This window comes from Streptomyces sp. NPDC053560, assembly GCF_044544605.1.
In the GTDB taxonomy this organism is placed as follows: Bacteria; Actinomycetota; Actinomycetes; order Streptomycetales; family Streptomycetaceae; genus Streptomyces.
This window is the reverse complement of record NZ_JBITXI010000004.1, coordinates 56,000-75,081: the sequence shown is the minus strand read 5'-3', so window position 1 is coordinate 75,081 and position 19,082 is coordinate 56,000. Positions and strand designations below refer to the sequence as shown.

18 protein-coding genes and 1 riboswitch are annotated in these 19,082 nt (G+C 73.2%); of the genes, 3 read left to right on the top strand and 15 right to left on the bottom strand.

The window, feature by feature from the left end; genetic code table 11:
* Positions 1-29 precede the first annotated feature (29 nt).
* From thpD to ectA, 4 genes are all read right to left on the bottom strand, one after another.
* On the bottom strand, positions 30-929 hold the full coding sequence (gene thpD / locus ACIGQF_RS10160) for an ectoine hydroxylase (protein ID WP_399707769.1): 900 nt from the start codon (positions 927-929) through the stop codon (positions 30-32).
* A 75-nt stretch (positions 930-1,004) separates the two neighbouring features.
* Positions 1,005-1,409 carry an ectoine synthase gene (locus ACIGQF_RS10155; protein WP_399707768.1) on the bottom strand — a complete coding sequence of 135 codons (405 nt, stop codon included), beginning with the start codon at positions 1,407-1,409 and terminating at the stop codon, positions 1,005-1,007.
* Positions 1,410-1,491: 82 nt separating this feature from the next.
* Positions 1,492-2,760: a diaminobutyrate--2-oxoglutarate transaminase gene (ectB, locus tag ACIGQF_RS10150; RefSeq protein ID WP_399707766.1), complete on the bottom strand. Its 1,269-nt coding sequence runs from the start codon at positions 2,758-2,760 to the stop codon at positions 1,492-1,494.
* 56 nt (positions 2,761-2,816) lie between these two features.
* On the bottom strand, positions 2,817-3,377 hold the full coding sequence (ectA, locus tag ACIGQF_RS10145; RefSeq protein ID WP_399707764.1) for a diaminobutyrate acetyltransferase: 561 nt from the start codon (positions 3,375-3,377) through the stop codon (positions 2,817-2,819).
* Between the two features lie 410 nt (positions 3,378-3,787).
* On the opposite strand from ectA, the gene ACIGQF_RS10140 reads away from it, so the two are divergent.
* Positions 3,788-4,879, top strand: a complete 1,092-nt coding sequence (locus ACIGQF_RS10140) for an amidohydrolase family protein (protein WP_399707763.1) — start codon at positions 3,788-3,790, stop codon at positions 4,877-4,879.
* 84 nt (positions 4,880-4,963) lie between these two features.
* Here the strand turns inward: ACIGQF_RS10140 and ACIGQF_RS10135 are convergent, their stop codons facing one another.
* The 3 genes from ACIGQF_RS10135 to ACIGQF_RS10125 all read right to left on the bottom strand — a co-directional run bounded on the left by ACIGQF_RS10135 (position 4,964) and on the right by ACIGQF_RS10125 (position 7,586).
* Positions 4,964-5,962: a bile acid:sodium symporter family protein gene (locus ACIGQF_RS10135; RefSeq protein ID WP_399707761.1), complete on the bottom strand. Its 999-nt coding sequence runs from the start codon at positions 5,960-5,962 to the stop codon at positions 4,964-4,966.
* A 107-nt stretch (positions 5,963-6,069) separates the two neighbouring features.
* Positions 6,070-7,104, bottom strand: coding sequence for an Rv2231c family pyridoxal phosphate-dependent protein CobC (gene cobC, locus ACIGQF_RS10130; protein WP_399707759.1), 1,035 nt, complete (start codon positions 7,102-7,104; stop codon positions 6,070-6,072).
* Positions 7,101-7,586: a cobalamin biosynthesis protein gene (locus ACIGQF_RS10125; RefSeq protein WP_399707757.1), complete on the bottom strand. Its 486-nt coding sequence runs from the start codon at positions 7,584-7,586 to the stop codon at positions 7,101-7,103. Before ACIGQF_RS10125 ends, cobC begins: the two co-directional genes overlap by 4 nt.
* A gap of 172 nt (positions 7,587-7,758) precedes the next feature.
* On the opposite strand from ACIGQF_RS10125, the gene ACIGQF_RS10120 reads away from it, so the two are divergent.
* Positions 7,759-8,451 carry a ZIP family metal transporter gene (locus ACIGQF_RS10120; RefSeq protein WP_399708568.1) on the top strand — a complete coding sequence of 231 codons (693 nt, stop codon included), beginning with the start codon at positions 7,759-7,761 and terminating at the stop codon, positions 8,449-8,451.
* Between the two features lie 26 nt (positions 8,452-8,477).
* Here the strand turns inward: ACIGQF_RS10120 and ACIGQF_RS10115 are convergent, their stop codons facing one another.
* From ACIGQF_RS10115 to ACIGQF_RS10080, 8 genes are all read right to left on the bottom strand, one after another.
* Positions 8,478-9,845: a cobyrinate a,c-diamide synthase gene (locus ACIGQF_RS10115; protein WP_399707755.1), complete on the bottom strand. Its 1,368-nt coding sequence runs from the start codon at positions 9,843-9,845 to the stop codon at positions 8,478-8,480.
* Positions 9,846-9,899: 54 nt separating this feature from the next.
* Positions 9,900-10,496: a cob(I)yrinic acid a,c-diamide adenosyltransferase gene (gene cobO, locus ACIGQF_RS10110; RefSeq protein WP_399707753.1), complete on the bottom strand. Its 597-nt coding sequence runs from the start codon at positions 10,494-10,496 to the stop codon at positions 9,900-9,902.
* Positions 10,496-12,604, bottom strand: a complete 2,109-nt coding sequence (locus ACIGQF_RS10105) for a putative cobaltochelatase (protein WP_399707751.1) — start codon at positions 12,602-12,604, stop codon at positions 10,496-10,498. The genes cobO and ACIGQF_RS10105 overlap by 1 nt, the downstream gene beginning before the upstream one ends.
* Positions 12,605-12,659: 55 nt before the next feature.
* On the bottom strand, positions 12,660-14,189 hold the full coding sequence (locus ACIGQF_RS10100; protein ID WP_399707749.1) for a cobyric acid synthase: 1,530 nt from the start codon (positions 14,187-14,189) through the stop codon (positions 12,660-12,662).
* Positions 14,186-15,154, bottom strand: coding sequence for a cobalamin biosynthesis protein (locus tag ACIGQF_RS10095; RefSeq protein WP_399707747.1), 969 nt, complete (start codon positions 15,152-15,154; stop codon positions 14,186-14,188). Before ACIGQF_RS10095 ends, ACIGQF_RS10100 begins: the two co-directional genes overlap by 4 nt.
* A gap of 153 nt (positions 15,155-15,307) precedes the next feature.
* A riboswitch (cobalamin riboswitch) is annotated at positions 15,308-15,442 on the bottom strand.
* Positions 15,443-15,619: 177 nt separating this feature from the next.
* Positions 15,620-15,868: a hypothetical protein gene (locus ACIGQF_RS10090; protein ID WP_399707745.1), complete on the bottom strand. Its 249-nt coding sequence runs from the start codon at positions 15,866-15,868 to the stop codon at positions 15,620-15,622.
* Between the two features lie 31 nt (positions 15,869-15,899).
* Positions 15,900-17,150, bottom strand: coding sequence for an anion permease (locus ACIGQF_RS10085; RefSeq protein WP_399707743.1), 1,251 nt, complete (start codon positions 17,148-17,150; stop codon positions 15,900-15,902).
* Positions 17,151-17,332: 182 nt separating this feature from the next.
* Entirely contained in the window at positions 17,333-18,154 is an 822-nt protein-coding gene (locus ACIGQF_RS10080; RefSeq protein WP_399707741.1) for a lysozyme, read from the bottom strand.
* A gap of 216 nt (positions 18,155-18,370) precedes the next feature.
* Here ACIGQF_RS10080 and ACIGQF_RS10075 point away from each other — a divergent pair, with 216 nt between their 5' ends.
* On the top strand, positions 18,371-19,042 hold the full coding sequence (locus ACIGQF_RS10075) for a class II aldolase/adducin family protein (RefSeq protein WP_399707740.1): 672 nt from the start codon (positions 18,371-18,373) through the stop codon (positions 19,040-19,042).
* Positions 19,043-19,082 lie beyond the last annotated feature (40 nt).

The following is a 19,082-nucleotide window of genomic DNA, read 5'->3' as shown; positions in this document are numbered from 1 at the left end:
CGAGGGAGAGGACACCACGGGGTCGTGCGTCACTTGACCGGGGTGAAGTCCCGGGCGCCGATGTACTCCGGGCGCCGCACCGGGGCCGCGAACGGCTCCACGGCGGTGTTCTCCACGCTGTTGAAGACGATGAAGACGTTGCTGCGCGGGTACGGCGTGATGTTGTCGCCGGAACCGTGCATGGCGTTGCAGTCGAACCACGTCGCCGAGCCGGCCCTGCCGGTGAACAGCTTGATGCCGTACTGGCCGGCGAGCTTGGTCAGCGCCTCGTCCGAGGGCGTGCCCGCGTCCTGCATCTGCAGCGACTTCTTGTAGTTGTCCACGGGCGTCTCGCCCGAGCACCCCAGGAAGTACTTGTGCGACCCCGGCATGATCATCAGGCCGCCGTTGGTGTCGTAGTTCTCGGTCAGCGCGATCGAGACGGACACCGTGCGCATGTTCGGCAGGCCGTCCTCGGCGTGCCAGGTCTCGAAGTCCGAGTGCCAGTAGAACCCGGACGCACCGAAGCCCGGCTTGACGTTGATCCGCGACTGGTGGACGTAGACGTCCGAGCCGAGGATCTGACGGGCGCGTCCCACTACGCGCGGGTCGGAGACCAGCTTGGCGAACACCTCGCTGATCTTGTGCACCTCGAATACGGACCGGACCTTGTCCGACTTCGCCTCGACGATCGAGCGCGGGTCGGCCTTGACCTCGGGGTCATGGGTGAGCCGGTCCAGTTCGGCGCGGTACACCGCGACCTCGTCCGCCGTGATGAGTTCCTCGATGGCGAAGAAGCCGTCGCGTTCGAAGTCGCTCAGCTCGGCCGGCTGGAACGGGCCTGCCGTGCCGGGCTGCGACCACACCACCGGGTCCTGCCGCGGGGTGATCACCTCGGTGGTCCCACGGGTCGGGTACAGGTCGGCGATGCGCTCGGGTGCGGTGGTCATGGTGTTGCCTTCCTCTCCTCTCGTACGTGCCTTCCTCAACTGCCGGACGGGGCAGCGGGCCTGATTCCAGCGGCGTCAGCTCGCCTCGGGCTCGGTGAGCAGCGGGTACACGCCGTTCTCGTCGTGGTCCTCGCGACCGGTGACCGGCGGATTGAAGACGCACACGCAACGGAAGTCCGTCTTCGGCCGCAGGGTGTGCTTCTCGTGGCCGTTGAGCAGGTACATCGTGCCGGGCTCGATCCAGTGCTTCTCGCCGGTCTCCCGGTTCTCGAGCTCTGCCTCGCCCTCTACGCACAGTACGGCCTCGATGTGGTTCGCGTACCACATGTCGGTCTCGGTGCCCGCGTAAAGGATGGTCTCGTGCAGCGAGAAACCGACGCGCTCCTTGGCGAGCACGATGCGCTTGCTCTCCCAGGTCCCCGAAGCGGACTTGACGTGGCGGTCGGTGCCCTCGATGTCCTTGAACGAGCGAACGATCACGTGGTTTGTGCCTTTCTTTTCTGCGGGTGGTGAGGTCCGAAAGAGGGCCGGCCGGTTACGCCGGCCGGCCCCATCACGCCTGTCAGGCGCAGTCGCGGACCGCGCGGGCGAGGATGCGGAGACCCTCGTCCAGTTCCTCGGGGGTCGTGGTGAGCGCCGGCAGCAGCTTGACGACCTCGCTCTCCGGACCCGAAGTCTCGATGAGCAGGCCCAGCTCGAAGGCCCGCTTGGAGATCTTGTTCGCCAGGGTCTTGTCGGCGAACTCCATGCCCCAGACCATGCCGCGGCCGCGGTAGTCCACGCCGGCCCGCGGGTGCTCCTCGGCGATGGCGCGCAGGTGCGATTCGATGATCTCACCGCGGGCGATGGTCTGCTTCTCCATCTGGCCGTCGGCCCAGTAGGTGTCCAGGGTCGCGGCGGCGGTCACGAAGGCCGGGTTGTTGCCGCGGAAGGTGCCGTTGTGCTCGCCCGGCTCCCAGACATCCAGCTCCGGCTTGAACATCGTGAGCGCCAGCGGCAGGCCGTAACCGCTGATGGACTTGGAGACGGTGACGATGTCCGGCACGATGCCCGCCTCCTCGAAGGAGAAGAAGGCCCCCGTACGGCCGCAGCCCATCTGGATGTCGTCGACGATGAGCAGCATGTCGCGGCGCTCGCACAGGTCGGCCAGGGCGCGCAGCCACTCGGGACGGGCGACGTTGATGCCGCCCTCGCCCTGGACCGTCTCGACGATCACGGCGGCGGGGGTGTTCAGGCCGGAGCCCTGGTCCTCCAGCAGCCGCTCGAACCAGAGGAAGTCCGGGTAGCGGCCGTCGAGGTAGTGGTCGAACGGCATCGGGGTGCCGTGGACCAGCGGGATGCCGGCGCCGGCGCGCTTGAAGGCGTTGCCGGTGACCGCGAGCGAGCCCAGCGACATGCCGTGGAAGGCGTTGGTGAAGGACACGATCGACTCGCGGCCCTTGACCTTGCGGGCGAGCTTCAGCGCGGCCTCGACCGCGTTGGTGCCCGTCGGGCCCGGGAACATGACCTTGTAGGGCAGGTCACGCGGGCGCAGGATGATGTTCTGGAAGGACTCCAGGAACGCCCGCTTGGCCGTGGTGGACATGTCCAGGCCGTGGGTGACGCCGTCCCGCTCGATGTAGTCGATCAGGGCCCGTTTGAGTACCGGGTTGTTGTGGCCGTAGTTCAGCGACCCGGCGCCGGCGAAGAAGTCGAGGTACGCGTGACCGTCCTCGTCGTACATGCGGCTGCCCTGCGCCCGGTCGAAGACGGTGGGCCAGCCGCGGCAGTAGCTCCGCACCTCGGATTCGACGGTCTCGAAGACGCTCAGGTCCGGCTGGGTGATGGTCACAGCATGCTCCTGGGAGATGTGGGGTGTGACAGGGAGGGGGAAGTCTTGGGGTGTGCTCAGCGCTGAGCAGGCGGGGCGAGGGGACCGATGCGGTGCAGCACCTCGGGCTCGTGGCCCTCCTCGGGGAACAGCCCGGCGTCGAAGAGGACCTCGCGCTCCACGGAGGCCCTGTGGCGCTCGGCGAAGGAGGCGAACAGCCGGTTCGACGCGGCGTTGTCCGGTGAGATCGTGGTCTCGAGGCGAGTGACGCCCTGCTCCTGCGCGACACGGCCGGCGAGGCCGTCCAGGAGAGCTGCGGCCAGTCCGCGGCCCCGGTGCGCGTCGTCGACGGCGACCTGCCAGACGACGAGGGTCTCGGGGCGGGCGGGCCGGATGTAGCCGGTGATGAAGGCGGCCGACTCGCCCTCCGTGTCGCGGGCGACGACGGAGGTGGCGGCGAAGTCACGACACCACAGCAGGTAGCTGTAGGACGAGTTGAGGTCCAGCGTTCCGGAGTCCCGGGCTATGCGCCAGATGGCCGCCCCGTCCTCCACTCGCGGGGCGTCGAGCTTGAAGCCCTCCGGCATTTCTCTGAATTCGCTTCGGGCACGTGCAAGGTCTGCTTGTGCGGCGGTCATGGGAATTAAATTTACCGAGGGAAATTGGAAAATGCATCGCGGGTTGGGGTTACGGAGGCGGGGGGTTCTGTGTTATCGCGCGGGGGCGCACGGGCGCACGACGGACCTCTGGGATGTCTCGGTTTGCCCGGAAAATATGGGGCAAAGCGACCAGCTTGTGTGGTCGGTCACATGTGCGTAACGGCCGCGAGATCCGTCCGAATTACGGGCCTTGCGGGTCACCTGAATCGACGCGTTTGAGCTGCGGAAAAGCGGGCAGAAGAATACGGGAAGCTGCGCGCCTGAAGAATTGGAAATTCTCCGGTAACAGGTGTACAGCAAGAAAACCCCGGAGCGCCATGGGGTTTCCGTGATTCTTCTGCCGGGGCCGCCCCGTCCAGGCCGCGGGGCCCGGCTCGTACAGTGCGTGCATGACCGATAGCGCGGTGCTGCACATCAAGGGGAGGGTCCTGGCCGGGCCCGACGACGTACGCGAGGACCTCTGGGTCGTCGGCGGGCGTGTCACGTTCACCCGACCGGCCGGATCACGGGAGATCGACACCATCGAGGGATGGGCGCTGCCGGGCCTGGTCGACGCCCACTGCCACGTGGGCCTGGACGCGCACGGCGCGGTCGACGAGGCGACCAGCGAGAAGCAGGCGCTCACCGACCGCGAGGCGGGCACGCTGCTCATCAGGGACGCCGGTTCGCCCGCTGACACCCGGTGGATCGACGACCGGGAGGACCTGCCGCGGATCATCCGCGCCGGGCGTCACATCGCGCGCACCCGCCGCTACATCCGCAACTACGCGCACGAGATCGAGCCCGAGGACCTGGTGGCGTACGTCGCCCAGGAGGCGCGGCGGGGCGACGGCTGGGTCAAGCTCGTCGGCGACTGGATCGACCGCGAGACCGGCGACCTGTCGTCCTGCTGGCCGCCCGGCGCGGTGGCCGCCGCGATCGCCGAGGCGCACCGGCTGGGGGCACGCGTCACGGCCCACTGCTTCGCCGAGGAGTCCCTCGCGCCTCTCGTGGAGGCCGGCATCGACTGCATCGAGCATGCGACGGGCCTCACCGAGGAGACCATTCCGCTCTTCGCCGAGCGCGGCGTCGCGATCGTGCCGACGCTCGTGAACATCGCGACCTTCCCGCAGCTGGCGGCCGGCGGCGAGCGGAAGTACCCGCGCTGGGCCGACCACATGCGACGGCTGCACGAGCGCCGCTACGACACCGTACGGGCGGCGTACGACGCCGGGGTGCCGGTGTACGTCGGTACGGACGCGGGCGGGGCGCTCGCGCACGGTCTCGTCGCCCAGGAGGTGGCGGAGCTGGTCAAGGCCGGTATCCCGCCCCTGGAGGCGCTCTCGGCGACCGCGTGGGGCGCTCGGGAGTGGCTGGGGCGTCCCGGGCTCACCGAGGGCGCGTCCGCCGACCTGGTGGTGTACGAGGCGGATCCTCGGGAAGACGTACGCGTGCTCGGTACGCCGCGGAGGGTGGTGCTGCGGGGGAAGGTGGTGAGCTGAGCGCCGCTGGGGCGTTGCCCGGTGGCCCGGCGCGGCGCCGTCGTGGCCGGGCGCGCAGTTCCCCGCGCCCCTGAGGACGGGCGCTTACGCGCCGTGCCTCCGGGCGCTCCGTGCCATCCAGGCCGCGACCACCGCGCCCGAGATGTTGTGCCAGACCGAGAAGACCGCTGCGGGGAGGGCGGCGGCGGGGCTGAAGTGGGCCGTGGCCAGGGAGGCCGCCAGGCCGGAGTTCTGCATGCCGACCTCGAAGGCCATCGCGCGGCTCGCCGGGCGGCCCAGTCGGGCCAGCGAGCCCGCCCCGTAGCCCAGCGCCAGGCCCAGCCCGTTGTGCAGCACCACGGCGAGCAGCACCAGCGCGGCCGCGTCCTTGATCTGGGCCGCGCTGCCCGCCACCACGACCAGCACGATCACCGCGATGGTCAGCGCCGAGAGCCAGGGCAGCGCCCGGAGCAGCCGGTCGATGAAGCGGCCGGCGACCAGCCGGACCAGCAGGCCGGCGAAGACCGGCAGCAGCACGGTCTTGAGGATGTCGGTCACCATCACCCCGGCGTCCACGTGCATGAACTGTCCGGCGAGCAGGTAGGTCAGCGGCGGCGTCACGAACGGCGCGACCACGGTCGAGACCGTGGCCACCGACACCGACAGGGCGACGTCGCCGCGCGCCAGGTACGTCACGACGTTGGAGGCCGTGCCGCTCGGGGCGCAGCCCACCAGGATCACGCCGGCCGCCAGCGCGGGCGGCAGGTCCAGCACGGTGGCCACCAGCCAGCCCAGTCCCGGCATGATCACGTAGTGCGCCACCAGGCCCAGGCCGACCGCCCACGGCCGCTTGGCGACCGCGGCGAAGTCCGGGACGGTGAGCGTGAGGCCCATGGAGAACATCACGACGCCGAGCAGCCACGGCACGGCCGGGGCCCAGCCGGTGAAGTGGGACGGCCAGAACAGGCCGATCAGCCCGGCCACGATCACGAGCAGCGGGAAGAGCGTGACGGCGCGCCGCGCGGCGCGGTCGGACGCGGGGAGGTCGCCGGTCTCCTGAGGAGGGGCTGCCGCTGGCTTCTGGTTCGTCTGCTCGTTCGTCACGGCCGCACCTTACGGCGACCTTACGTGTAGCGGGCAACGGGGTTCCGGATGGTGGACGCGCCACCGGGCCGCCTTCGACCGGCGCTCAGACCGCCTCCGGCCGGCGCTCAGACCGCCTTGGCCAGCGCCGTCACGAAGCGGTCGGTGGTGTCCCGGTCCCGGACCGCCAGCCGCAGCCAGTCGGTCCCCAGGCCCGGGAACGTGTCGCCGCGCCGGACCGCGAAGCCCAGCTGCCGCAGCCGCTCCCGTACGGCCGCCGCGTCCGGCAGCCGGATCAGCACGAACGGCCCGGCGGCCGGCTCCGCCACCGTGACCGCCGGGAAGCCGCCCAGCCGGGCGATCAGGTACGCGCGGTCGGTAGCGATGTCCGCGGCCGCCGCCTCCGCCTCCGCGAGCGCCTCCGGCCCGCAGCAGGCCTCCGCCGCGGTCAGCGCGGGCGAGGAGACCGGCCACAGCGGCTGGACCCGCTCCAGCGACTCGATGATCTCCGGGCCCGCCAGCACGTATCCGATGCGCAGCCCGGCCAGCCCCCAGGTCTTGGTCAGGCTGCGCAGCACCACCAGGCCCGGCAGGTCCGTACGGGAGACGAGGGACTCCGCCTCGCCCGGCACCGCGTCCATGAACGCCTCGTCCACCACCAGCGTGCGCCCGGGCCTGGCCAGCGTCGCGACGGCCTCCCCGGGGTGCAGCACGGAGGTGGGGTTGGTCGGATTGCCGATCACGACCAGGTCCGCGTCCTCCGGCACCGCCTCCGGAGCCAGCCGGAAGCCGTCCCCCTCGGACAGCAGCACGCGGTGCACCTCGTGCCCGGCGTCCCGCAGCGCCGCCTCCGGCTCGGTGAACTGCGGGTGCACCACGACCGGCCGCTCGGCCCGTACGGCCCGCGCGAGCAGCACGAACGCCTCGGCCGCACCGGCCGTGAGCAGCACCCGGGAAGGCGGCAGCCCGTGCCGCGCCGCGACCGCCGCGCGCGCGGCCCGGCCGTCCGGGTAGGCGGCCAGCCCGTCCAGCGAGGCGGCGATGCGGGCCTTGAGCCAGGCCGGCGGGGTGCCGGTACGGACGTTGACGGCGAGGTCGGTCAGGTCCGCCGCGCCGCGGATCTCGGCGTCCCCGTGGTGGCGCAGGTCGGGAGGGGTGGTCACGGCGTCGTCTCCTCGTGCGTGCGTACGTGCGTCTGCGAACGGGCCGGGGGCATCACGGCCCGGCGGGCGACCGCGCAGGTGGCGCGGGAAGCGCCCCCGGCCGGGGGCGCGGCCTTCCGCTTGGGGACGGCCAGCGTGGCACCGGGGCCCGCTGCGGCCAGCGCGGCGGCCTCCGCGACGGCCGGCGTCCCCGTGGCGGCCCGCACCGCCTCGGACGGGTGAGGCACCGGCACGGCCGCCAGCACCTCGGCCGGGAACGCCCGCAGCGGTACCCCCAGCAGCGCCGCGGCGGCCCGCAGCCCCGGCTCCCCGGCCCTGACGTCCACGGTGGCCAGCGCGCACACGGCGGCAGGGGCCAGCCCGGCCGCCGCGAGCACGTCCGCGATCAGCGCCGTCACCTCCGCCGCCGGCACCCCGGGCCGCGCGCCGACCCCCACCACCAGGTCAGGCGCCCGCCCGTCGCCGGCGGCCCCGTCGGTCATGAGGAGTCCTTTCGGCGGGGGAGGGCAAAGGGGAGGACAGCGGAACAGGACATGCGGGACCGGCCGGGGATCAGTAAGCAGGGGACACGGGTACCGCCAGCGGTACCGGTCCGGAACCGTCGGCGAGAGGGGCGGCACAGTGCCAGTGGTCATCGCGGTCGGCGCGTTCCTGATGACCCTCATCGGGGGCTGGGTCGCTCACCGGGTCACCGACCGCCGCCACCTCATCCTCGGCCTCGCCGGCGGACTGATGCTCGGCGTCGTCGGCCTCGACCTGCTGCCGGAGGCCCTCGAAGCGGCCGGTGTGCAGCTCCTCGGGGTGCCCGCGGCGCTGCTCTGCTTCGTGCTCGGCTTCCTCGCCGCGCACGCCGCCGAACGCCTGCTGGCCGTACGGAAGGCGGCGCACGGCATGGACCCGGAGGAACGGGTGCCGCAGGTGGGGCTGACGGCCGCCGCCGCGATGGTCGTGCACAGTCTGATGGACGGCTTCGCGATCGGCGCGGCCTACCAGGTCGGCAGCGAGATGGCGGTGGCCGTCGCGGTCGCCGTGATCGCCCACGACTTCGCCGACGGCTTCAACACGTACACCATCGCCAGCCTCTACGGGAACGCCCGGCGCAAGGCCCTGCTGCTGCTCTGCGCGGACGCGCTGGCCCCCCTGGTGGGCGCCGCGGCGACCCTCCTGGTCACCCTGCCGGAGCAACCGCTCGGTTTCTACCTGGGTTTCTTCGGCGGCGTCCTGCTGTACCTCGCGACCTCCGACATCCTGCCCGAGGCCCACCACGACCACCCGGCGCTCTCGACGCTGGCCTGCACGGCCGCGGGCGTGGGCTTCATGTGGCTGGTGGTCGGCGTGTCGGGCTGAGGCCCGGCAGCCGGACGCCGCGGCGCTCACCGGGCGCTCGCCGCCCACGCCGCGGCGCTCGCCGCGAACCGGTGCGCGAGCGACGGCTCGGCGGCCCAGTGCACATGCAGGTACGAGGCGTGCACGCCGTCCCGGACGAAGCCCTCGGTACGCCGCTCGGGGCGCACGAAACCCCACGCAGGGCTCTCGCCCGTGCCCGGCTCCAGGACCGTGCGGTGGAACTCGTGGCCGCGTACCCGCGTACCGGCCGCCGCCAGCGCGCTGTCGCCGACCGCCACCGCCTCCCGGTAGCCCAGCGTCAGCCGCTCCGACATCCGCCCGTCCGCCGGCAGCACGCCGCACATCGGCTTCCCGTCCAGCGACCGGGACAGGTACAGCAGGCCCGCGCACTCCGCGGCGACCGGCGCGCCCGCGGCCGCCAGCCGGGCGACCGCCGTGCGCAGCGGCTCGTTCGCCGACAGCTCCGGCGCGTACACCTCGGGGAAGCCGCCGCCGATCACCAGCCCCGAGGTGCCCGTGGGCAGCTTCTCGTCCCGCAGCGGGTCGAAGGTGACCACCTCGGCGCCGGCGGCGGTCAGCAGCTCGGCGTGCTCGGCGTACGAGAACGTGAACGCCGCGCCGCCCGCCACCGCGACGACCGGGCGGCCCGGGGCGGGCGTCTCCGGGGCCCGCGGCGCCCAGGCGGGCCCGGTCAGCTCCGGCGCGCTGTGCGCCAGCGTCAGCAGGCCCTGAAGGTCGCAGCCCGCCCGGATCTGCTCCGCGAGCGCGGCCACCGAGTCCACCGCCTCCGGGGCCCGCTCCGCGACCGGGACCAGGCCCAGGTGCCGGGCGGGCGTATTGACCCGCGGCGCGCGCCGCAGACAGCCCAGCACCGGCACGCCCGCGCCGCCCAGCGCCTCGCGCAGCAGCGCCTCGTGCCGGTCGGACCCCACCTTGTTGAGGATCACCCCGGCGAGCCGTACCTCCGGGTCCCAGGACGCGAAGCCGTGCACCAGCGCCGCCACCGACCGGGACTGCGAGGACGCGTCCACGACCAGCACGACCGGCGCCCGCAGCAACTTCGCCACCTGCGCCGTCGACCCCAGCTCGCCCATGCCGGACGCGCCGTCGAACATGCCCATGACGCCCTCGACGAGCGCCAGGTCAGCGCCCGCCGCGCCGTGCAGGAACAGCGGCTCGACCCGCTCCGGACCGCACAGGTACGCGTCGAGGTTGCGGCCCGGGCGCCCCGTGGCCAGCGCGTGGTAGCCCGGATCGATGTAGTCCGGGCCCACCTTGTGCGGGGACACCGCGAGACCGGCCTCGCGGAACGCCGCCATCAGACCGGTGGCGACGGTGGTCTTGCCGGCGCCCGAGGAGGGCGCGGCGATCACCAGGCGCGGGATGTTCACCACGTGCTCGTCTCCCCGGTCGCCACCGGGCACTCGTCTCCGGTCACCACCGGGTACTCACCACTCAATGCCCCGCTGGCCCTTCTGGCCCGCGTCCATCGGGTGCTTCACCTTGGTCATGTCGGTGACCAGGTCGGCGAAGTCCACCAGCTTCTCCGGCGCGTTCCGGCCGGTGATCACCACATGCTGGGTGCCGGGACGGTTCCGCAGCACCTCGATCACCTCGTCGGTGTCGATCCAGCCCCAGTGCATCGGGTACGCGAACTCGTCCAGCACGTACAGCTTGTACGTCTCGGCCGCCAGGTCCCGCTTGACCTGCTCCCAGCCCTCGCGGGCCGCCTCCTCGCTGGACTCGATGTCGCGCTGGACCCACGACCAGCCCTCGCCCATCTTGTGCCAGGCCACCGTGCCGCCCTCGCCGGTCTCCCCGAGGACGCGCAGCGCACGCTCCTCGCCGACCTTCCACTTGGCGGACTTCACGAACTGGAACACCCCGACCGGCCAGCCCTGGTTCCAGGCCCGCAGCGCGAGGCCGAACGCGGCGGTGGACTTGCCCTTGCCGGTTCCGGTGTGGACGAAGACGAGCGGGCGGTTGCGGCGCTGGCGGGTGGTGAGGCCGTCGTTCGGTACGACGGTCGGCTGTCCCTGCGGCATCAGGCGGCCCTCCGGTGGGTGGTGTCGGTGACGTTGCGTACGAGCGCGGAGACGCTGTCCGCGCGCAGTTCGTCGAGGGTGACGGCGGTGCCCTGCAGATCGCGGGCCAGCTCCCCGGCCAGACCGAGGCGGACGGGGCCCGCCTCGCAGTCCACGACCACCGAGGCGACGCCCTCGGAGGCCAGCAGCCGCGCGGCCTTCGAAGCGCGCGGCCGCGGCTCCACGCCGCCGGTCGCCCGGCCGTCGGTGACCACGACCACCAGCGGGCGGCGCGAGGCGTCCCGCATGCGCTCCACCCGCAGCACCTCATGGGCCTTCAGCAGGCCCGCGGCCAGCGGCGTCCGGCCGCCGGTCGGCAACTGCTCCAGCCGGGCCGCGCCCGCCTCGACCGAGGACGTGGGCGGCAGCGCGAGCGCGGCGTCCGCGCCCCGGAAGGTGATCATGCCGACCTTGTCGCGCCGCTGGTACGCGTCCAGCAGCAGCGACAGCACCGCGCCCTTCACCGCCGTCATCCGCTTCCGCGCGGCCATCGAGCCGGAGGCGTCCACGACGAACAGCACGAGGTTGCCCTCGCGGCCCTCGCGCACCGCCTCCCGCAGATCGTCCCGGCGGACGACGAGCCCCGTACCGCTGCGCCCGCGCCGCTTCTGGTGCGGCGCCGCGGCCTGCACGGTGGCGGCCAGGTGCAGCTTGCCCAGCGCGCCCTGCGGACGGCGGGAACCGGTGGTGCGGCCGTGCGCGGTACGGGCCCGGGAGCGCCGGCCGTCGGCGCCCTCGCCGAGCCCCGGCACGTCCAGCCGCTTGGTCTTGAACGGCTCGGTGGCGCCGACGGCGGGCTTCTCCGGAGCCGCGCCGCCCTCGGAGGGCTCCGGAGAAGCCTCGCCCTGAGGCTGCGCGGGCTGCTCCTCACGACCGCCCTCGGAGCGCTGGTCCGGTACGGACGGCTGCTCGGGGCCCGCGTCCGCACCCGACGGCCGCGGCGCGTCGTCCGGGCCGTCCTGCGGCGGCTGCCCGCCGCCCCCGTCGGGGCCTCCGCCGTCCGGCCCGTCCGGACCGTCGTCCGGACCCTCCGGCTCGGGGTCCGGCTCGTCGTCCCGCGGGCCGTACTCCTCCAGGGTCTGGTCGAGCTTGTCCTCGTCGAGGCCGGGGGCGTCGAAGGGGTTGCGGCGGCGCCGGTGCGGCAGCGCGAGGAGCGCGGCCTGCCGCACGTCCTCCTCGGCGACCTCGTCCCGGCCCGCCCAGGCGGCGAGCGCCGTCGCGGTACGGGCCATCACGATGTCGGCGCGCATGCCGTCCACCTCGAACGCCGCGCAGGTCGCCGAGATCTGGCGGAGCGCAGCGTCGCCGAGCACGACGTCCGGGAGCAGCGCGCGGGCCGTGGCGATCCGCTGCCGCAGCGCCTCCTCCTCGGCGGCCCAGCGCGCCGCGAAGCCGACCGGGTCGGCGTCGTACGCCAGCCGCCGCCGGACGACCTCGACCCGCTGGTCGGGCTCGCGGGAGGCGGCGACCTCCACGGTCAGGCCGAAGCGGTCCAGCAACTGCGGCCGCAGCTCGCCCTCTTCGGGGTTCATCGTGCCGACCAGCAGGAAGCGCGCCGCGTGCCGCACGGAGACGCCCTCGCGCTCCACGTACGAGGAGCCCATGGCCGCGGCGTCCAGCAGCAGGTCGATCAGGTGGTCGTGGAGGAGGTTGACCTCGTCGACGTAGAGGATGCCGCGGTGCGCGTCGGCGAGCAGGCCGGGCTCGAACGCCTTGACGCCTTCCGACAGCGCCCGCTCGATGTCGAGGGCGCCCACGAGACGGTCCTCCGAGGCGCCCACGGGGAGTTCGACCATGCGGGCCGCGCGGGACTCGGCGGGGCCGGCGTCGTGCGGCCCGTCGGGGCACTGCGGGTCCGGCGCCGCGGGGTCGCAGCTGAACCGGCAGCCGGGGACGACCGGGACGCCGGGCAGCAGGTCGGCCAGCGCACGCACCGCCGTCGACTTGGCGGTGCCCTTCTCGCCGCGTACCAGGACGCCGCCCACCGCCGGGCTGACGGCGTTGAGCAGCAGCGCCAGCCGCAGGTCGTCCATGCCGACGACGGCGGTGAACGGGTACCGGGTGCTCACGTGCTGATCACTCCTTCGAGTGGCTTCGGGTCTGCATACGGGAATCGGTCGTCGGTCATGGCGCCCCCGGTGGTACGAACGGCAGGTCCTTCGGGACGCCGTTCTCGATCAGGCGCAGCAGCGCCTCCGTGTCCGCGTGTTCCTCGATCAGGTCGCCCAGCGCGTCGAGCTGTTCCTCGCGCAGCGCGTCGAAGCAGGTGTCCGGCGCGGGCACGAACGCGCGCCCCGCATCCGCCGCCACCCGGCGCAGGAACGCGCGCCGGAAGCCGTCGCTCTCCAGGGAGCCGTGCCAGTGCGTGCCCCATACGGAGCCGACGCGGCAGCCGTCCAGGAAGGGCTCGTCGCCCTCGCGGACCTCGGCGACGCCGTGGTGGATCTCGTACCCCGCCACCGGCTCGCCCAGCGCCTCGCCCTCGGGCCTGGCCAGGGTCTTCTCCGCCGCGAACCGTACGCGTACGGGCAGCAGTCCGAGCGCGTCGACCGCGCCGGCCCGCGACTCCACCTCGTCCTCGATGTGCTCGGCGAGCATCTGGAAGCCGCCGCAGATGCCCAGTACCGGGCGGCCCTCGGCGGCCCGGCGCACGATGGCGTCGGCGAGCCCGCGCTCGCGCAGCCACCGCAGCGCCCGTACGGTCCCGCGGGTGCCGGGCAGCACGACGAGGTCGGCGTCGGCCAGCTCCTCGGGGCGGTCCACGAAGCGCACCACGACGCCCGGTTCGGCGGCGAGCGCGTCCACGTCGGTGAAGTTGGACATCAGGGGCACGGCCGCGACGGCGACCCGCAGGATGTCGTCGCCGTGCGGCGCCGCGACCGTGCTCTCGCGCACCGCGCCGCGGAGCGACACCCGCAGGCCGTCCTCCTCGTCGATGCCGAGCCCGTGCCGGAAGGGCAGCACGCCCAGCGCCGGCCGGCCGCTCAGCTTCCTGAGCATGTCCAGCCCCGGCTCCAGCAGCGTCACGTCGCCGCGGAACTTGTTCACCACGTACCCCGCGAGGTGTGCCTGATCGGCCTCGGAGAGCAGCGCGGTGGTACCGAAGAAGGACGCGAAGACGCCGCCCCGGTCGATGTCGCCGACGACGACCACGGGGAGGCCCGCGGCGCGCGCGAGGCCCATGTTCACGATGTCGGTCCGGCGCAGGTTGATCTCCGCCGGGCTGCCCGCGCCCTCGCAGATCACCGCGTCGTGCGTACGGCGCAGCTCGGTCAGGCAGTCGGTGACCGTGCCGAGCAGCTTCTCCTGCCGCCCCTGGTGGTACCCCCGCGCGCTCAGCTCGCCCACCGGCTTGCCCAGCAGCACGACCTGGCTGCTGCGGTCGCTGCCGGGCTTGAGCAGCACCGGGTTCATCAGCGCGGTCGGCTCGACCCGGGCCGCCGCGGCCTGCATGGCCTGCGCCCGCCCGATCTCCGCGCCCTCGCGCGTCACATACGAATTGAGCGACATGTTCTGGGCCTTGAAGGGCGCCACCTTGACGCCCTTGCGCGCCAGCCAGCGGCAGATGCCCGCCGTCACCACGCTCTTGCCCGCGTCCGACGTCGTCCCCGCGACCAGCAGTCCGCCGCCGAGCCTTTCCCGCGCTCCGCTCACCGCGGCCTCCTCGTCCTTCGTGCCGCGCGCACCGCGCCCACGGCGATCCGCGCCCCGACCGTCGTCGCCAGCGCCAGCGCGCTCACCCGGCGCGAGAGGCGCACCGCACGCGCGATGTCGGCCCCCTCGACCGCGCGGGCACCGCCGTTGAGCACCGGGCGGTGCTCGACCCGCCCCGCGTACGCCAGCGTGCCGCCCAGCCGTACGCCCAGCGCCCCGGCGAACGACGCCTCCACCGGGCCCGCGTTGGGGCTCGGGTGCCGCTTGCCGTCGGCCCGCCAGGCGCGCCACGCGCCGCGCGGGTCGGGCCCGGCGGCGGTGGCCAGCAGGGCGGTCAGCCGTGCTCCCGGCCAGCCCGCCACGTCGTCCAGCCGGGCAGAGGCCCAGCCGTACCGGCGGTAGCGGTCGGACTTGTGCCCCACCATCGCGTCCAGCGTGTTCACCGCGCGGAAGGCGACCAGGCCCGGCACGCCGCCGACGGCGCCCCAGACCAGCGCGCCCACGACCGCGTCGGAGGTGTTCTCGGCGACGGACTCCACGACGGCGCGGGCCATCTGCGGCCCGTCCAGCGACTGCGGGTCGCGGCCGCACAGGTGCGGCAGCCGCTCGCGTGCCACGTCGAGGTCGCCGGCCTCCAGCGCGCCGCCGATGGCGCGCGCTTCGCGGCCCAGCGTCGTACCGCCCAGCACGGCCCAGGTGGCGGCGGCGGTCAGCGCGATGCGGGCGGGGGCGCAGCGGCGTACGGAGCGGGAGAGCAGGGCGGCGCCCAGGGCAGCTCCACCGGCGCACAGCGCGGTGTGCGCCGCGCCGTATCCGCGGTGGTCGCGCCACAGCCCGCGCTCCACGGCGGCCGCTGCCCGCCCGAAGGCGGCCACCGGGTGACCGCGGCGGGGATCGCCCACGGCCAGGTCGCCGAGAAAGCCCAGAGCCGCGCCGCACGCATAGGTGGCGTGTCCGGCACGCATCGTCGGATCAGCCCGCCGTCGTGCCTCGGCGGAACGGCCGGCCGCGGTCGCGTGCCGGGCGTACGGCGGAGGGCAGGGGTCTCGGCTCGGAGCCCGGCATGGCGTGTGTCCTCACTCAGGGTCCGCGCCCTGGCTCGACGTGACCGGCGACGAGAGTCTCCTGGCTCCCGGATCGACGCTTCCCCCGGCCTTCCAGCCCGTGCCTGTGGCGGGCCGTGGCTTCTCCTGGAGGAGCGCTCCCCGGTGACAGTGGCGGGACCGCGCCGGATTCTCACCGGACTTCCTCATCTGTCGCCGAATGGCACCGGGCAGTCCACCACGTGCCGCGAATGCCGTCAACTCACCCTTGACCTGCGACGCAGGCGTATGGCAGACCATGTGGCCGACACCACAGGACGGGGACACGCAAAGGCGCCCGGCGGCCGCGGAGTACGCGGCGCCGGGCGCCTTGGGCGCGGTGCGGGGTCAGCCGGCGACGATCAGGAAGATGCCGTAGCCGACGGCCGCGAGGCAGAGCGCGAAGCAGGCGTACCCGCCGGCGCGGGCGACGGCCGAGGAGCCGCCGGCGGCGACCGCGGTGGCGCCCGCCTCGCCCTCCTGCGCGGTCTTGCGGGACGTCCCCACGATGCCCAGGGTGAACAGGCCCACCATGCCGACGGTCACCACGAGCGTGGTGCCGAAGACCTGGCCGAGTGCAGCCCAGTCGATGTTCATGGCGTCGTTTCCTTAACGCGAGCGGCCGCGGTCAGCGGACGGCTGTGGTGGCGGGGGAGCGCTTGGCGGACTGCGCCGGGATGCCGTCGATGGTGCCGGCTCCGGCCGTGGTCGCGCCCGCGGGCGGCGGGGAGACCGTCTGGAGCGCGGTGGTGACGACACCGGCCGGCTCGATGGGCTCCACGTCGTTGACGTTGCTGTGGTCCACCGGCTTGCGCCGCGAGGCGGCCCAGATGGCACCGCAGATCGCGAGGCCCAGCACGGCGACGGTGGTGACGCCCCAGGTGCCCTGGCCCGCCAGGAAGGCGGCGCCCGCGGCGACCAGGCCGGCGGCCGGCAGGGTCAGACCCCAGGCGATCACCATGCGGCCCGCGGTCGACCAGCGCACGACGCCGCCCTTCTTGCCCAGGCCCGAGCCCATGACCGAGCCGGAGCAGACCTGGGTGGTGGAGAGCGCGAAGCCGAGGTGCGAGGAGGCCAGGATCGTGACGGCGGCGCCGGTCTGGGCGGCGAAGCCCTGCGGCGGCTGGATGTCGGTGATGCCCTTGCCCATCGTGCGGATGATCCGCCAGCCGCCCAGGTACGTGCCGAGGGCGATGGCGAGGCCGGCCGAGGCGATGACCCACATCGGCGGGTCGGCCTGCGGGGCGAGCGCGCCGCCGGTGATCAGCGCGAGGGTGATGACGCCCATCGTCTTCTGGGCGTCGTTGGTGCCGTGGGCGAGGGAGACCAGGGCGGCCGAGGCGATCTGCCCGGCGCGGTAGCCCTTGGCGGTGTCCTGCTCGGCGCGGTTGCGGGCCAGCCGGTAGGTGAGCCGGGTGGCGAAGGTCGCGGCGAGGCCCGCGACGATCGGCGCGGCCACGGCCGGGATGAGGACCTTCATCACGACGGCGTCCCCGTTGACCCCGCTCGTGCCGACGGACACCAGGGTCGCGCCGATCAGGCCTCCGAAGAGGGCGTGCGAGGAGCTGGAGGGGAGACCGGCGAGCCAGGTCAGGAGGTTCCAGACGATGGCACCGACGAGCCCGGCGAAGATCACCTCTGGCCTGATGCCGGCGCCTTCGTCGATGATTCCGCCGGAAATGGTCTTGGCGACCTCCACGGAGAGGAACGCGCCGACGAGATTCAGTACCGCCGACATCGCCACCGCTGTCTTGGGCTTCAGCGCCCCGGTGGAGATGGTGGTGGCCATGGCGTTGGCCGTGTCGTGGAAGCCGTTCGTGAAGTCGAACACCAAGGCCGTGACGATCACGATCCCGATGAGAAGCGTGATGTGTTCCATTCACCCAGGCAATCAGTTCGATGGTCAGTGACGCGAGCGACCGTACGGAGGGTGGGTGAACGGGAGATGAACACCAACGGGCCTGGTGGTGACGCCCCCGCCGTTTTCGTGCGGAGGCGTCTCACCCGTCACTCGAGGTTCATTCCGTGGTGCCTTTGAGGTGCTTGTGGCACGGCTCCGGCCTAGCCGCCGGCGAACCTGCGGAGCTGTCCGTAGGAGCCGTTCCAGGCGTTCTGATCGCCCGGCAGCGCGCCCTTGTTCGAGTACTGCCAGATGCTCAGGAAGGACCATCCTTGCGGCAGCTTCCCGGGCCTGCCGTGCCAGGATGCCAGCCACAGCGGATGGCTCTGCGCGAAGGCGCCGCTGCCGCCGGTGCAGGTGTTCCACCAGCGGGTGGTCGTGTAGATCACCGGCCGGCGCCCGGTCTGCCGCTTGATCTCGTCGCTGAAGTCCCAGATCCAGGCGACCATCTTCTTCTTGCTCACGCCGTAGCACTTGTGCTTCTTGCTGTACGGGTTGTGCTCGATGTCCAGGGCCGGCGGCAGCGTCCAGCCGTCCGCCGTCCAGCCGCCGCCGTTGCGCAGGAAGTACCGGGCCTGGGCCGCGCCGGAGGACTGGTTGGGCACCGCGAAGTGGTACGCGCCGCGCAGCAGGCCGGCCCCGCGGGCGCCGTCGTACTGCTGGCCGAAGTAGGGATTGGTGTAGTCGGTCGACTCGCTGGCCTTGACGTAGACGAAGCGCGCGCCCTTCGCGCGGGCCTTGTCCCAGTCGACCTCCTTCTGGTGCGAGGAGACGTCGTGGCCGTGCGGCACGCCGGCCGCCGCGGCGGGGCTCGCGCTGGCGAGCCCGGTCAGCGCCGTGCCGGCCAGCGCGGCCAGCGCGAGGGCCGATGCGGCGGCGACGGAGGCCGGACGGCGCCGCCGGCGCGGCGCACCGGGTGTCGGATCGCTGGGTGCGGGGTCGCTGGTACGGGTAGTGGAGGTCGGTTTGCGGTCACGAGCCATGATTCCCCCCGGATGGCGACGTGCATGACAAATCATCCAGAGGCTAGGGGAAGATCCCGAGATGCCGGATCAGCTCCGGCCAATCACTGGCCAAAGCCGAAATGCTCCGCTTTGGGGGATACCGAAGGGGAATGGTCCGCCTTACAGTGCGGCGGCTGCGCGGGGTACCCCCGGTACGGTGCGCAGCGCGGGGGTTCCAGGAGGGAGCGGGGCGGCATGACGGATCGCGGGCCGGGACCGGCGGAAGAGGTGGCGGAGGCGTGGGCGGCGCTGGTGGCCGCCGCGCGGCGCACGGTGACGGACGGACTGGTGGTCGGCACGTCGGGCAATGTGTCGGTGCGCGCCGGCGGGCTCGTGCTCGTCACGCCCAGCGGCGTCCCGTACGACCGGCTGGGCCCGGACGACCTGGTGGCGGTGGACCCGGCGGACGGGCGGCAGGTGGCCGGTGGGCTGAGGCCGACGAGCGAGCTGCCGATGCACCTCGCGGTGTACCGCCACACCGGCGCCACCGCTGTCGTCCACACCCACGCGGTGCACGCCACCGCGGTGTCCACACTGGTCCCGGAGCTCCCGCCGGTGCACTACATGACCGCGGCCCTCGGGGGTACCGTCCGGGTCGCCCCCTACGCGACGTACGGCAGCCAGGAGTTGGCCGACAACATGCTGCACGCGCTGCGCGACCGCACGGGCGTGCTGCTGCAGAACCACGGGACGCTCACCTACGGCGACACCCTCGACCAGGCGTACGACCGCACGGCGCAGCTGGAATGGATGTGCCGGCTCTGGCTGACCGCCTCCTCCGTCCCCGGACGCACGCCGTCCCTGCTCTCCGAGGGCCAGCTGGCCGAGGTGGCCGAACGGCTGCGGGGATACGGACAGCGGAGCTGACCCCGCGCGACGGAGGGGCGGCGCGCCGCCCCTCCGGTCA